Origin of the sequence: Paraburkholderia sp. UCT31, assembly GCF_014397655.1 — a bacterium.
In the GTDB taxonomy this organism is placed as follows: domain Bacteria; phylum Pseudomonadota; class Gammaproteobacteria; order Burkholderiales; family Burkholderiaceae; genus Paraburkholderia; species Paraburkholderia tuberum.
The window spans coordinates 57409-70097 of the sequence record NZ_VZQP01000017.1; the positions used below are offsets into that span (position 1 = coordinate 57409).

Annotated in this window: 11 protein-coding genes and 1 pseudogene; 7 read left to right on the forward strand and 5 right to left on the reverse strand. The window is 63.3% G+C overall.

From position 1 onward, the window contains the following. Positions 1–125 precede the first annotated feature (125 nt). From galE to F6X40_RS16375, 4 genes are all read right to left on the reverse strand, one after another. Positions 126–1148, reverse strand: a complete 1023-nt coding sequence (gene galE / locus F6X40_RS16360; RefSeq protein WP_184020893.1) for a UDP-glucose 4-epimerase GalE — start codon at positions 1146–1148, stop codon at positions 126–128. Between the two features lie 13 nt (positions 1149–1161). Continuing rightward, entirely contained in the window at positions 1162–2310 is a 1149-nt protein-coding gene (locus F6X40_RS16365) for a glycosyltransferase family 4 protein (protein ID WP_187628531.1), read from the reverse strand. A gap of 155 nt (positions 2311–2465) precedes the next feature. Continuing rightward, positions 2466–3296: a glycosyltransferase gene (locus F6X40_RS16370; RefSeq protein ID WP_187628532.1), complete on the reverse strand. Its 831-nt coding sequence runs from the start codon at positions 3294–3296 to the stop codon at positions 2466–2468. Further along, positions 3293–4555, reverse strand: a complete 1263-nt coding sequence (locus F6X40_RS16375; RefSeq protein ID WP_187628533.1) for an oligosaccharide flippase family protein — start codon at positions 4553–4555, stop codon at positions 3293–3295. The genes F6X40_RS16370 and F6X40_RS16375 overlap by 4 nt, the downstream gene beginning before the upstream one ends. Positions 4556–4897: 342 nt before the next feature. Between F6X40_RS16375 and F6X40_RS16380 the strand changes: the two genes are divergently transcribed. From F6X40_RS16380 to waaA, 4 genes are all read left to right on the forward strand, one after another. Further along, a complete protein-coding gene (locus tag F6X40_RS16380) occupies positions 4898–6292 on the forward strand; it encodes a phosphomannomutase/phosphoglucomutase (protein ID WP_187628534.1) in 1395 nt (464 codons plus the stop codon). Positions 6293–6467: 175 nt separating this feature from the next. Beyond that, the gene (gene waaC, locus F6X40_RS16385; RefSeq protein WP_187628535.1) at positions 6468–7469 is read left to right on the forward strand and encodes a lipopolysaccharide heptosyltransferase I; all 1002 of its coding nucleotides are present in this window, start codon (positions 6468–6470) and stop codon (positions 7467–7469) included. An 80-nt stretch (positions 7470–7549) separates the two neighbouring features. Further along, positions 7550–8434 carry a Kdo hydroxylase family protein gene (locus F6X40_RS16390; RefSeq protein ID WP_184020906.1) on the forward strand — a complete coding sequence of 295 codons (885 nt, stop codon included), beginning with the start codon at positions 7550–7552 and terminating at the stop codon, positions 8432–8434. Positions 8435–8522: 88 nt separating this feature from the next. Continuing rightward, the gene (waaA, locus tag F6X40_RS16395) at positions 8523–9836 is read left to right on the forward strand and encodes a lipid IV(A) 3-deoxy-D-manno-octulosonic acid transferase (protein WP_187628536.1); all 1314 of its coding nucleotides are present in this window, start codon (positions 8523–8525) and stop codon (positions 9834–9836) included. A gap of 345 nt (positions 9837–10181) precedes the next feature. Here waaA and F6X40_RS16400 read toward each other — a convergent pair whose 3' ends face one another. Next, entirely contained in the window at positions 10182–10418 is a 237-nt protein-coding gene (locus F6X40_RS16400; RefSeq protein WP_187628537.1) for a hypothetical protein, read from the reverse strand. A 181-nt stretch (positions 10419–10599) separates the two neighbouring features. Here F6X40_RS16400 and F6X40_RS16405 point away from each other — a divergent pair, with 181 nt between their 5' ends. The 3 genes and pseudogenes from F6X40_RS16405 (at position 10600) to F6X40_RS16420 (ending at position 12043) form a co-directional block, all read left to right on the forward strand. Next, the gene (locus F6X40_RS16405) at positions 10600–11418 is read left to right on the forward strand and encodes a hypothetical protein (RefSeq protein WP_262421471.1); all 819 of its coding nucleotides are present in this window, start codon (positions 10600–10602) and stop codon (positions 11416–11418) included. Beyond that, positions 11363–11889, forward strand: a pseudogene (locus tag F6X40_RS43535) (N-acetylmuramidase domain-containing protein). The gene F6X40_RS16405 and the pseudogene F6X40_RS43535 overlap by 56 nt, the downstream one beginning before the upstream one ends. Beyond that, positions 11846–12043, forward strand: coding sequence for a hypothetical protein (locus F6X40_RS16420; protein WP_187628581.1), 198 nt, complete (start codon positions 11846–11848; stop codon positions 12041–12043). The pseudogene F6X40_RS43535 and the gene F6X40_RS16420 overlap by 44 nt, the downstream one beginning before the upstream one ends. The last annotated feature ends 646 nt before the right edge of the window (positions 12044–12689 follow it).

Below are 12689 nucleotides of genomic sequence, written 5' to 3' on the forward strand. Positions count from 1 at the left end.
CGCGTTCAGCAGCCGCGGCGCTCACCGTTCTGACGAGGTGAGCGCCAAAGCAAACGGCGGCGGCATCCGCGCTACGCGAATGCCGCCGCCATTTTTTTAACGGGATGCGCTGGTGCCGAAGCGCTTTATGCAAACCCCTGCGGATTCGTCGACTGCCAGCGCCAGTGGTCCGCGCACATGCGCTCGATGCCGAACTGCGCGCGCCAGCCGATGATTTTCTCGGCCGCGCTCGGGTCCGCGAAACACTGCGCGACGTCGCCCGGGCGGCGCGCGACGATCTCGTACGGCACCGGCCGCCCCGACGCCTTCTCGAACGAGCGCACCACGTCGAGCACGCTATAGCCCTGGCCCGTGCCGAGATTGACGACGAAGCTCGCATCGCGCTCGACGAGCGCATCGAGCGCGGCGAGATGCCCGCGCGCGAGATCGACCACGTGGATGTAGTCGCGCACGCCGGTGCCGTCGGGCGTCTCGTAGTCGCCGCCGAACACGCGCAGCTTGTCGAGCTTGCCGACCGCGACCTGTGCGACGTACGGCATCAGGTTGTTCGGAATGCCGGCCGGATCTTCGCCGATCAGGCCACTTTCATGCGCGCCGACCGGATTGAAGTAGCGCAGCGTCGCGATGCGCCACGATGGGTCCGACACTTCGAGATCGCGCAGGATCTGCTCGGCGATCAGCTTCGATTGACCATACGGATTGGTCGCCGACAGCGGGAACGATTCGTCGATAGGCGAGCTCTTCGGCACGCCGTACACCGTTGCCGACGAACTGAACACGAACTGCTTGACGTTGCGATCGCGCATCACGCCGAGCAGCGTCAGCAGGCTGCCGACGTTGTTCGCGTAGTACTCGATCGGCTTCGCGACCGACTCGCCGACCGCTTTCAGCGCCGCGAAATGGATCGCGCCGGTGATCGGATGCGCATCGAAAATCCGCTGCAGCGCGGCCGCGTCGCGCGCGTCGTCGTCATAGAAGCTCACCGCACGGCCGGTTATTTTCTCGATGCGCCGCAACGATTCGCGCTTGCTGTTCACGAGGTTGTCGATCACCACGACGTCGTAGCCGCCGTTCAGCAGTTCGACGCAGGTGTGCGAGCCGATGAAGCCCGCGCCGCCCGTTACCAGAATCGTGCCCTTCGTGGTCATGCTGTTGCTCCCATTAAAGTAAAACACCCGTGATTTTTTGCACCAGGTCTTTGTACGTTTCGACGACCATGCGTTCGTCGAATTCGGTTGCGACTTTCTGCCGGCCGCGTTCCGCCATCGTGCGCCGCTCCGCGCCGCTCATGTCGAGCATGCGCGCGAGACTCGCGGCGAGGCTCTGCGCATTGCGCGCTTCGCACAACAAGCCGTTGACGCCGTCGGCCACCACCTCGCGGCAGCCGGGCACGTCGGTCGCGACGATCGGCCGGCCCATCGCCGACGCTTCCATCAGCGTGCGCGGCACGCCTTCGCGATACGACGGCAGCACCACGCAATCGGCATCGGCGATGAACGGCCGCACGTCGTGCGCCTCGCCCAGATATTCGATCACGCCTTCCTGTTCCCACGCGGCGACTTCGTCGCGCGTGATCGCGCTCGGATTGTCGACGCCGACCGGCCCGAGCAGCTGAAAGCGCGCGTGGCGGTAGCGCGCGCGCAATTGCCGCGCGGCCTCGACGTATTCGCCGACACCTTTGTCCCACAGCAGCCGCCCGATCAGCACGAAGCGAAACTGCGCGCGCTCGCGCAGCGGCGTGAACGCGAACTGATCGAGATCGACGCCCTCGCCGTGCAACAGCCGCGCGCGCTCCGGATGCACGAGCAGCTTGCCGTCGATGAACGCGGCCTGATCGTCGCGATTCAGGAACCACACTTCACGCGGAAAGCGGAACGCAAAACGATACAGCCTTTTGGCGATCTGCGCGGCGCGGCTGTGCTGGATGAACACGTAGCCGAGCCCGGTGGTGACCGCCACCGACTGCACGCCAGCCAGCTTCGCCGCGATCGAGCCGTAGATGTTCGGCTTGATCGTGTAGTGAAACACGACATGCGGACGGATGGTCCTGTACTGCCGATACAGCGCGACGAGCGTGCGCAGATCTTCGCCCGGACTCGTGCCTTTCGACGCCATCGGCAGCTCGATGCAACGGCAGCCCATCGCGGCGAGCAACTCGAACGTGCGGTCGCGCGGCGCGAGCACCGTCACGTCGACGCCGCGCCCGATCAGCGTGCGGATCAGCCCTTGCCGATATGTATAGATTGCCCAGGCCGTGTTGCAAACGAGTGTAATGCGTAGCGCGGGCGTCGACTTGAAAGAGGGCTTCATGCGAAGAAATGCCGGGCGTTGAATGAAGTGTGGACCATTGATACGAAGACAGCACCCTACGATGCGGCGCGAACCTCAGCGAATGAAGCGACAGCGACAGCGGCAACGACAGCGACAGCGACAGCGACAGCGACAGCGCTCACACGCGGCGCGACTCAACGGTTCGCGCGCGGCGTGAGCAGCGCGCGCTTGACCCGCTGCAACGTGCGATAAGGCAGCATCAGATGCAACAGATTCTTCGCGAGGCCCAACCAGTCGTACGGGTTGGCCACGTTGAAGTAGCGCAACTGCAAACGCAGCGTCGAACCGATCTGCCGGCGCCGTTTCGTCGCGCTGATGCCGCCTTCGTTCAGCTCATAGAAAAGGCCGGGTTCCGGCAGATTCGCGCAGTCATAGCGTTCCATCAGACGTACGAACAGATCGAGGTCCTCCGCCGAACGATACGCGGCGCGGTAGTTGCCGACTGTGCGGACGGCATCGATACGCAGCATCATCGACGGATGCGCGAGGCACGAGCGGAAAAAGCGCTGGCGCCGGATCACGTTCGGCTCGGCCGGCGGCGTCAGCATGAAAAGCGGCTCGCCCGCGCGCGTGACGACCTGGGTCCACATGCCGAGGCCCGCCACGTTCGGATGCGCTTGCATGAACGCGCGCTGCTTCGCGAGCCGCCGCGGCACCGCGCGATCGCCCGCGTCGATGCGCGCCGCATAGCGAAAGCCGCGCTGCGCGAGCGCGTCGATGCCGGTTCGCAGCGCACGCTCGATGCCGCCGTTCTGCGCCATGCGCAGCACTTCGATCTTCAGGTTCGGCAGCGTGGGCGCGACGATCGGCGGCGTGCTGCCGTCATCGACGATCAGTACGTGCACCAGCGCACTTTCTTCGAACGACGCGAGCGTAGAATCGACGTCCGCCTGGCCGTTATAGGCGGGTATCAGCACCGCGACGTCGTCGAGCGTGGTTTGCGCGGAGGCGGATGAATTCGTCATGGGCGCAATTTGAAACGGATGTAATAAAGATTGACCGAGGCGGCCGCCAGATAGCCGGCCGCGAGGCCGACGAGCGCGCCATACGCGCCGAGCCGCGGGATCGCCAGCAGATTGACCGCGAACGCGACGGCGAGCGCGAGCAGCCACTTGGCGAGCAACACGAACCTGGCCTGATATTTGAGCACGACCAGATTGCCGATCGCCTCGACGCCGGCCGGCACCGACAGCCACACGGCCCAGCGGAAGATTTCGATCGCGCCTTCGAAGTCCGGCCCGAACACACGGCGGATGATGAAGCCCGCGAGCAGATCGAGCACGAACGCGCCGCACACCATCAGCACGGCGGTCAGCGCGGTGAGCCGCCACATGTTGCGGCGCAGTTGCGCGATGCCTTGCACGCGGTAGACGAATGCGGGCGCAATGGTTTGCGCGAGCATCAGCGCGAGCGTGATCCAGTTTTCATTCAACTGCTGGGCGGCCGAGTAGCGACCGAGGTCGGCGAACGAAATCGCGCGCTCGAGCATCAGCCGGTCCAGTTTCAGAAATAGATACATACAGATGAGCCCGAGCCAGAACACGGTGCCCGCGCTCGCGAAGTGCCTGAAGAGCGAACGTTCGACATGCCAGCCCAGCTTGCCGCCATGCCGGCGCATGAAGTAGAGCAACAGCACCGCGCCGATCGCCGCCGATTCGAGCGCCCACAGCCAGCCGAAACGCGCGGGCGCGGCCGTCGCGCGCACCAGCAGATAGACGAGAGCCGCCTTGATCACCGCGGTGCTCATGCTGGTCAGCAATTGCGGCTTGCTGTAGGTCATGCTTTGCAGCCACGCGTTGATCACGCCGACGAACGGCTCGCGAAACAGCATCGTCACCGCGAGGCCGGCGAGCATCGCACCGACGAGCGGTTCGAAGAAGTGCAGCGCAATGCCGAGCCACGTGAGCAGCAGCGCAACGGCCGAGACGGAGAAGCGCAACGCGAACGCGCTGCCGAGGACGGTGCCGAGTTGTTCGGGCGGCCGGTTGACGATGGTCGGTACGAGGATTTCCGCGCCGCAGACCCAGGTGATCGGCGACAGCACCAGCAGCAGCGTATTCGCGTACTGCCATTTGCCGAACGTTTCGGGCCCGAAGTAACGCGCGAGCATGCCGCTGATCACGATTGCGACGCCGATCTGCGTGAGCCGCTCGAGACCCAGCCAGACGATGTTCGTCAACGCTCGGGTGACGTCGGGATTGGCGAAGCGCTTGACCGTCAGCATCCGTTGGCCGCTCGCCGCTGCGCGTCGGTCAAGCCGCCTCGCACGGCCATGCATGCGGCGCTATGCGCATTCGCCCGCCCGGCCGGCAGCCACGGCAACTTTACAAATGGAGGGCGTCTAGGCATTAGAATGGCGGTATTCAGGCTGGTCAGAAAAACGCAATTATAAGTTGGAACCGGACCGCTTCCGGCAAGGGCGCATCGAGGCGCGGTAGCAGGTGTTTTTAAGGTGAGTATTACCGTGGTTTTTAACGCGAATTTTTACCGCGTTTTTACCGGCGATTGTTACCGGTCGAGATCGGTGCGCAGGTCAAAATTTTCCATTGCACGCAAGTGAGCCAACATGATCTCCAAATCCATTTTCAAGGCGTATGACATTCGTGGCGTCATTGGCAAGACGCTCGACGCCGACGCCGCGCGTTCCATCGGTCGCGCATTCGGCAGCGAAGTGCGCGCGCAGGGCGGCGACGCGGTCGTGGTCGCGCGCGACGGACGCCTGTCGGGCCCCGAGCTGATCGGGGCGCTGTCCGACGGCCTGCGTGCGGCCGGCGTCGATGTCGTGAACGTGGGCATGGTGCCCACGCCGGTCGGCTATTTCGCGGCGAGCGTACCGTTGCAACTGGCGGGCGGCGAGCGCCGCGTCGACTCGTGCATCGTCGTGACGGGTAGCCATAATCCGCCGGACTACAACGGCTTCAAGATGGTGCTGCGCGGCGCGGCCATTTACGGCGAGCAGATTCTCGCGCTGCATCAGCGCATCGTCGACGAGAACTTCGCCGACGGCAGCGGCAGCTACGCCGAGTACGACATCGCCGACGCGTATCTCGAGCGCATCGCGAGCGACGTGAAGCTCGCGCGTCCGATCAAGATCGTCGTCGATACCGGCAACGGCGTGGCCGGTGGGCTCGCGCCGAAGCTGTTCAGGAAGCTCGGCTGCGAACTCGTCGAACTGTTCACCGAAGTCGACGGCAACTTCCCGAATCACCACCCGGACCCGGCGCACCCGGAGAACCTCGAAGACGTGATTCGCGCGCTGAAGGAAACGGATGCGGAAATCGGCTTCGCGTTCGACGGCGACGGCGACCGCCTCGGCGTCGTCACCAAAGACGGCCAGATCATCTACCCGGACCGTCAGCTGATGCTGTTCGCCGAAGATGTGCTGTCGCGCAACAAGGGCGCGCAGATCATTTACGACGTGAAGTGCACGCGCAATCTCGCGAAGTGGGTCAAGGACAAGGGCGGCGAGCCGCTGATGTGGAAGACCGGCCACTCGCTCGTGAAGGCGAAGCTGCGCGAAACCGGCGCGCCGCTGGCTGGCGAAATGAGCGGCCACGTGTTCTTCAAGGACCGCTGGTATGGTTTCGACGACGGCCTGTACACGGGAGCGCGTCTGCTCGAGATCCTCACGCGTGTCGCCGACCCGAGCAAGCTGCTGAACTCGCTGCCGAACTCGCACTCCACGCCCGAGCTGCAGCTGAAACTCGAGGAAGGCGAGAACTTCGAGCTGATCGCGCGTATGCAGCAGAACGCGAAGTTCACCGGCGCGGACAACGTCGTGAAGATCGACGGTCTGCGCGTCGAGTATCCGGACGGCTTCGGCCTCGCGCGTTCGTCGAACACGACGCCGGTCGTGGTGATGCGTTTCGAGGCCGACAACGACGCGGCGCTCAAACGCATCCAGGACGACTTCCGCCGCGTGATTCTCGCGGAGAAGGCCGATGCGAAACTGCCGTTCTGACGGCTGATGCGGCGCTGCGCTTCGAAGTTCGTTAAGACGGCTCGAAGCGTCGCCCCTACCGAACGCGGCGCGGGTTGCCTTACCGCGCCGCGTTTTTCATGTCTTTCATGGACGGCGCGCTAGAATTGCGGTCCTTTCAACGCATCTTCGAGCCGGATAGCCGGTTTTCCCACTCTTGAGCGCGCAAAAGATACTGATCGTGAGGGTGTCGTCGCTGGGCGACGTCGTTCACAACATGCCCGTGATCGCCGACATCCGGCGCCGCCATCCCGACGCGCAGATCGACTGGCTCGTCGAGGAAAGCTTCGTCGGGCTCGTGGAACTCGTGAGCGGCGTGCGGCGCGCGATTCCGGTGTCGCTGCGGCGCTGGCGCAAGCGCATCCTGTCCGTCGACAACTGGCGCGAGATCGGCGCGTTTCGCCGCGCGCTCGCCGCCGAGCACTACGATCTGGTGATCGACTGCCAGGGCCTCATCAAGACCGCGTGGGTCGCGAACATGGCGCGCGGACCGCTCGTCGGCCTCGGCAACCGTACCGAAGGCGCCGGCTACGAATGGCCGGTGCGCTTTTTCTACGGGCGGCGCGTGCCGATCGCGCCGCGCACGCACGTGGTCGAACGCACGCGTCAACTGGTGGCCGCGGCGCTGAACGATCCGCCGCCGCAACCCACCGACGACATCGACTTCGGTCTCGACACGGGCCGTGCCGCGCTCGCGCTGTCGCAGGCGAATCTGAATCTGCCGGTGCCGTACGTGGTGTTCGTGCACGCGACTTCGCGCGCCGACAAGCAGTGGCCCGATGCCGCGTGGATCGAACTCGGGCAGGCGCTGGTGCGGCGCGGCGCGTCGATCGTGCTGCCGTGGGGCAGCGACGCCGAGCGCGCGACCAGCGAGCGGCTCGCGAAGGAGTTCGGCGCGGCCGCGATCGTGCCGCCGAAGCTGTCGCTGCCGGCGGTGGTGGGGCTGATCGATGGCGCGGCCGCGACGGTCGGGGTTGACACAGGTCTGGTCCATATCGCGGCGGCGCTGAAGCGGCCCACGGTCGAGTTGTACAATTTCTCGACCGCGTGGCGCACCGGCGGCTACTGGTCGCCGAACGTCGTCAATCTCGGCGCGGCGGGGCAGCCGCCTACGCTGCAGCAGGTGAAGTCGGTGCTTGCCGGCTTCGGGCTGTTGTAACCCGGGCCGGCCGGCATCAGCACCTGCTGCATCCTGTCGGTGCGCTTCGCCTTGCGCACCCTCCGTTCCAAAGGGCGACCATGAACGAAACCCAGATCATCGAAGTAGCGAACGCCGACTGGCACGGCTGCAACCTGTCCGTGCCTCGAGAGACGCTGCTCGCCGGCGTCGAGCGCGGCAAGGTGCTGTACTTCCCGAACCTGCGCTTCGCGATCGACGGTGGCGAGCAGGCGCTGCTCGACCCGGCGCTCGCCGATCCGAACCGCAAGAACATCAGCCTCGAACCGAACGGCGGCGCGCTGCATGGCGTGGCCGGCGATGCGGTCACGCAATCGGCGGTGCGCGCGTTGATCGCGCGTTATCAGGCGAATGCGCGCACGCTCGTCGACGGGCTCTTTCCCGAGTACAGCGGCAAGCTGCGGGTCGCGCCGACGAGCCTGCGGCTGCATCAGGTCGAGACTCGCGAAACCTCGTGGCGCAAGGACGATAGCCGTCTGCACGTCGACGCGTTTCCGTCGCGGCCGAATTACGGCGAGCGCATCCTGCGCGTGTTCACCAACGTCAATCCGCATGGCGTGCCGCGCGTATGGCGCGTCGGCGAGCCGTTCGAGGATATGGCGCAGCGCTTCCTGCCGCGTATCAAGCCGCAGATGCCCGGCTCCGCGTGGCTGCTGAATCTGCTGCACGTGACCAAATCGCTGCGCAGCGAATACGATCATCTGATGCTCAGTCTGCACGACGGCATGAAGGCCGACCTCGACTATCAGAAGACGAGCCCGCAACAGACCATGCCGTTTCCACCGGGCAGCGTGTGGGTATGCTTCTCCGACCAGACCTCGCATGCGGTGATGTCCGGCCAGTTCATGCTGGAGCAGACTTTCTTCCTGCCAGTGAAGGCGATGGCGCAGCCGGAATGCGCGCCGCTCGGCATTCTCGAGCGCCTGAAGGGCAGGGCGCTGGTTTGAGCGCGGCGGTCGATTCGAGGGCCGGGCAGATGCCGGCCCGCATCGCGCGCGTGAGCGCGCTGCGCTTTCCGAATCACGCGGGGCGCCGATGCTAAGGGCGATCTATCGCGCGCTCTGGTGGCTCATCGCGCCGCTTGCGGTGCTGCGTCTGTTGATCCGTTCGCGTAAGGAGCGCGGTTATCGCGAGCATATCGGCGAGCGCTTCGGTTACTCGCGCGGGCGCTTGTTGGAGGACAGCGCGCCGTTGATCTGGGTGCATGCGGTGTCGGTCGGCGAGACGCGCGCCGCGCAACCGCTGATCGATGCGCTGATGAAGGCGCGCCCCGACGCGCACATTCTGCTTACGCACATGACGCCGAGCGGCCGCGCGACCGGCATCGAGATTTTCGGCGACCGCGTGTTGCGCAGTTATCTACCGTACGACATGCCGCATGCGGTACGGCGCTTCTTGCGCGGGTGGCGGCCGTCGCTCGGTCTCGTGATGGAAACCGAGGTGTGGCCGACCCTGATCGACGAGTGCCGTCGCGCCGACGTGCCGCTCGTGCTGACCAACGCGCGGATGTCGGCGCGTTCGTTCAAGCGCGCGGCGAAATTCGGCGGTGCGACGAAAGACGTGTTCGGCGGCTTCGCGCGCGTGCTCGCGCAGAGTCCGTCCGATGCCGAGCGGTTGACCTCGCTCGGCGCGCGCAATGTCGCGGTGCTCGGCAATCTGAAGTTCGACATGAGCACGCCGCCCGAACTCGCGGCACGCGGCCACGCGTGGCGCGCGGCGATCGGCACGCGGCCCGTGTGGGTCGCGGCGAGCACGCGCGAGGGCGAAGAAGCGCTCGTGCTCGAGGCGTTCGCGGCGCTCGGCATCGACGATGCGCTGCTGCTTCTGGTGCCGCGTCATCCGCAGCGCTTCAATGAAGTCGCGGCGCTCGTCGAGAAAGCGGGGTTGCGGCTCGAACGCCGATCGAGTTGGGCGCCCGATGCGAAGGTCGCGTCGGCGGCGCGCACCGCTGACGATGGCGTGGCGCCGCTGCCTCGCGACGTGAACGTGCTGCTCGGCGATTCGATGGGCGAGTTGGGCGCTTACTACGCCGCGTCGGATCTTGCGTTTATCGGCGGCAGTCTGTTGCCGCTTGGCGGACAGAACCTGATCGAAGCGTGCGCGGTCGGCGTGCCGGTGCTGATCGGGCCGCACGTTTTCAACTTCACGCAAGCCACCGCCGATGCGGTCGCGGCCGGTGCCGCCGTGCAGGTGCAGGACCCGGCCGATCTGGCGCGCGCGCTGCGCGAGCTGTTCGGCGACAAGTCGCGGCGGCTCGCGATGGGCGGTGCGGCTGCCGCGTTTGCGGCGAGGCATCGCGGGGCGACGGCGAGGACGGTGGATGTGTTGGCGGCGTTGTTGCCGGAGTAGAGGTGAGCGGGTGTCGTGCAATGCGGCGTGTTGCGTTTTGCTCGATGCGCAACGATTCCGCTGGACGCTCTCTCTGGCGATGCGATCAAACGACGCCACGAATCTCTCAAACGCCTTGCCATGACTGTTCAGTCGAAAAGCTCGGCAGGAAATGGCTCTCCGGTGCGCTAGGTCACCTCCGGAAAGTCCTGAGGATGCTGCGGCTTCTTTATGTCTTTTTCTCACGGTGTTGTTTAGCCACAGCGTTGCGGCCAATGCTGACGTGTTGCATCTCCAGAGATACACGATCGCTGTAACGATCGATGCGAAGGTCGGTACATCGATGCCGCGCCATGGTCCGGACAATCAGATACATCGCATGGAAAAACGTGCGAGCAGCGCTGTGATGCCGCCGATGTAGAGTCTGACGCGCGGCGAAAGCGTGCTGACGGTGGGCAGGCCTTCGACCGGCTGCCGTTCGACGTGTTGCGCTTCTGCCGGGAACAGGTCGAGGTGAGCCGGTGGGGCCTTGGCGAACCGCTGTTCCTGTGGCCGCAAGGATACGGCTGGGTGATACCCGAATTGCGGGTCTTGCTTGCGCATCTACATTTCGAGAGCGAACAGCCGCGCGACTGAATTCCCGTAGCGCGCGACCGGACGCGCCGCAGCTTGCGGCAAAAGCGTTTGACAGTTGTTCGCTTAAATTCAGATGTCGGCTAATTGACGCTGCTTGTCTGTGTGTCATCGTGGTGCGGCCCTATTCATCCAGGAGCGCACCGAATCCATGACGAGCAATCCCGCACCGAATGCACCACCGACACCACAGCCACATGTAGCGCGTCTCAAGCAACCGGCATTCGCCTTTCCCTTCCTCCGCAAGCCGCAAGGCAATACCACGGCATCAGCACAGTTCACTGATGAGCAGGACGTTTTCCGGCTGCTCGCGGCAAGCGAGCCGTCCGGCTCGTATCTCGTTAGCCGCAAGGGTATGTGGCATGGTGGGATTCACGTCACTGAGGGCGGCGCAGGTCAGGCGCTGGACCTTGACGCGGGACTACGCTGCATCGCAGATGGCGTGCTGGTCGCCTACCGCGCCGACAGCGATTATCCGGTCAGCGAACTGGCACTGGGCGGCAGCAACATGCCGTTTCAGGCGCCCTACAGTACGGGCTTTGCTCTCGTGCGCCACGAGATGGAGTTTCCGCGCGGCACGAAGCTGACGTTCTACAGCCTGTACATGCACCTGATGTCCAAGGCCGACTATGACAGCAACTTCCCTAAGCGGCAGAAACCGGCGTACTGGTCGCGGCAGTGGCAGCTAACGCAGTACGCACAGGACAAGCCCCTGCCGGGTCGCAGCGGCCAGATTGCCGACCCGTCGCAGGTAGGTTTGCACGTGCGCAAGACGCCTAACGGCTCCGTTCTCGGCATCCTTCCGCAGGGTGCGAGCGTCAGCATAGGCAAAATGCAAACGGTGCACGGCGCAGCGTGGGGCCAGGTAACCGGCCTGAACGGTGCGACGCTGCACGCGCCCGTAGCGGGTGACTATGTCGCGCCCGCCGTGGCTATCAACGGAAACAGGTTCGTTAGGCCCGTACCTTAAACCCGACCAAGAATTGGCTTCGGGGGATGATTTGGTGCCAACTATTCTCTTCGAACGACATCTGTTTCATCGCGCAACCCACGGTAAATACGATCAAAGCCATCCTCACATTTCCAATCCCCTACAAGGCGGTTACGGGAGAAAAACGGTTCAATACGAAAAATTATTGGAAGCATATGCGCTCGACTCAAATGCGGCACTGCTTTCTTCATCTTGGGGACGATTTCAGATATTAGGAAGCAATTTCAAGGCGACGGGCTTCCATAATGTGCAAGACTATGTTGCGTCGGTGAGTGAGTCTGAGCTTAATCAACTTCAGGCGTTTGTTTTTTTATCAAGGCAGATCCGGTCTTGAAAAAGGCTCTGTCCAGTAAAGACTGGCATGGGTTCGCAGTGAGATACAACGGTCCAGCGCAAGAGGGCTACGATGAAACTATCGCAAGAAATTATAGGGAGCCAGGTGAGCGATGAAATCAATAAAGTATGTAATCTACGCGATGACGCTGTTTGGCGGCGCTTTTTGCGAGTTGGCTATAGCTGCGCCCTCGCTATGCAAGTCACCGGAATCGGTGGTTTTTTCCTGCTTGACTATGGCTTCAAAAACTATCGCGTTGTGCATGGATAAGCGAACTCAAACGATAACTTATCGATTTGGGAAGCCTGGAGAAATAGAGATGTCCTATTCTGCAAAACAAGGAGATGAGGGGGAATTTTATTATAATCACTATTTTCGACAGAATGTTGATTACACGCGGATTCATTTCATAAGGGCGGGGTACGAATACTCGGTATTCCGGAATTATGACGCTACCGAATCTCAAGTTTCCAACTATGGTGTGGCGGTATCTAAGAATGGGGGCGATGAGCGGCAGATTAAATGTCAATCGCAAGTGATTGATAACATGTCAAGAATCCTTAAGCATTTGAGGTGCGATGAGAGTAGCGCACTTGGCTGCTCTTGAGTTTCATTGGCTTTGTTGCGATTAGGGCCGATGCTAAATCACTCCTCCATACACATGCGCTGCCTCGCGCTTCAGTGGGACAACACGCGCCGCGCGCGTGCACGGCACGCGTTACGATTGGCAAAGGCGTTTCGAGGTGGGGTTGCGATGCGTGCCGCCCATTCTCCGCAACCGAAGTGGGGTGGCGTGCTGCAAGCGAGAGCCAGATGCGAGCGGTGTTTGATCGAATTCGCCTACAGAGCACCTACATGGCCGTAGCAAGCAAAAAGCAAAAAGCTCAGCTGGTTAAAGTCCTAGGCATTCCCCGAA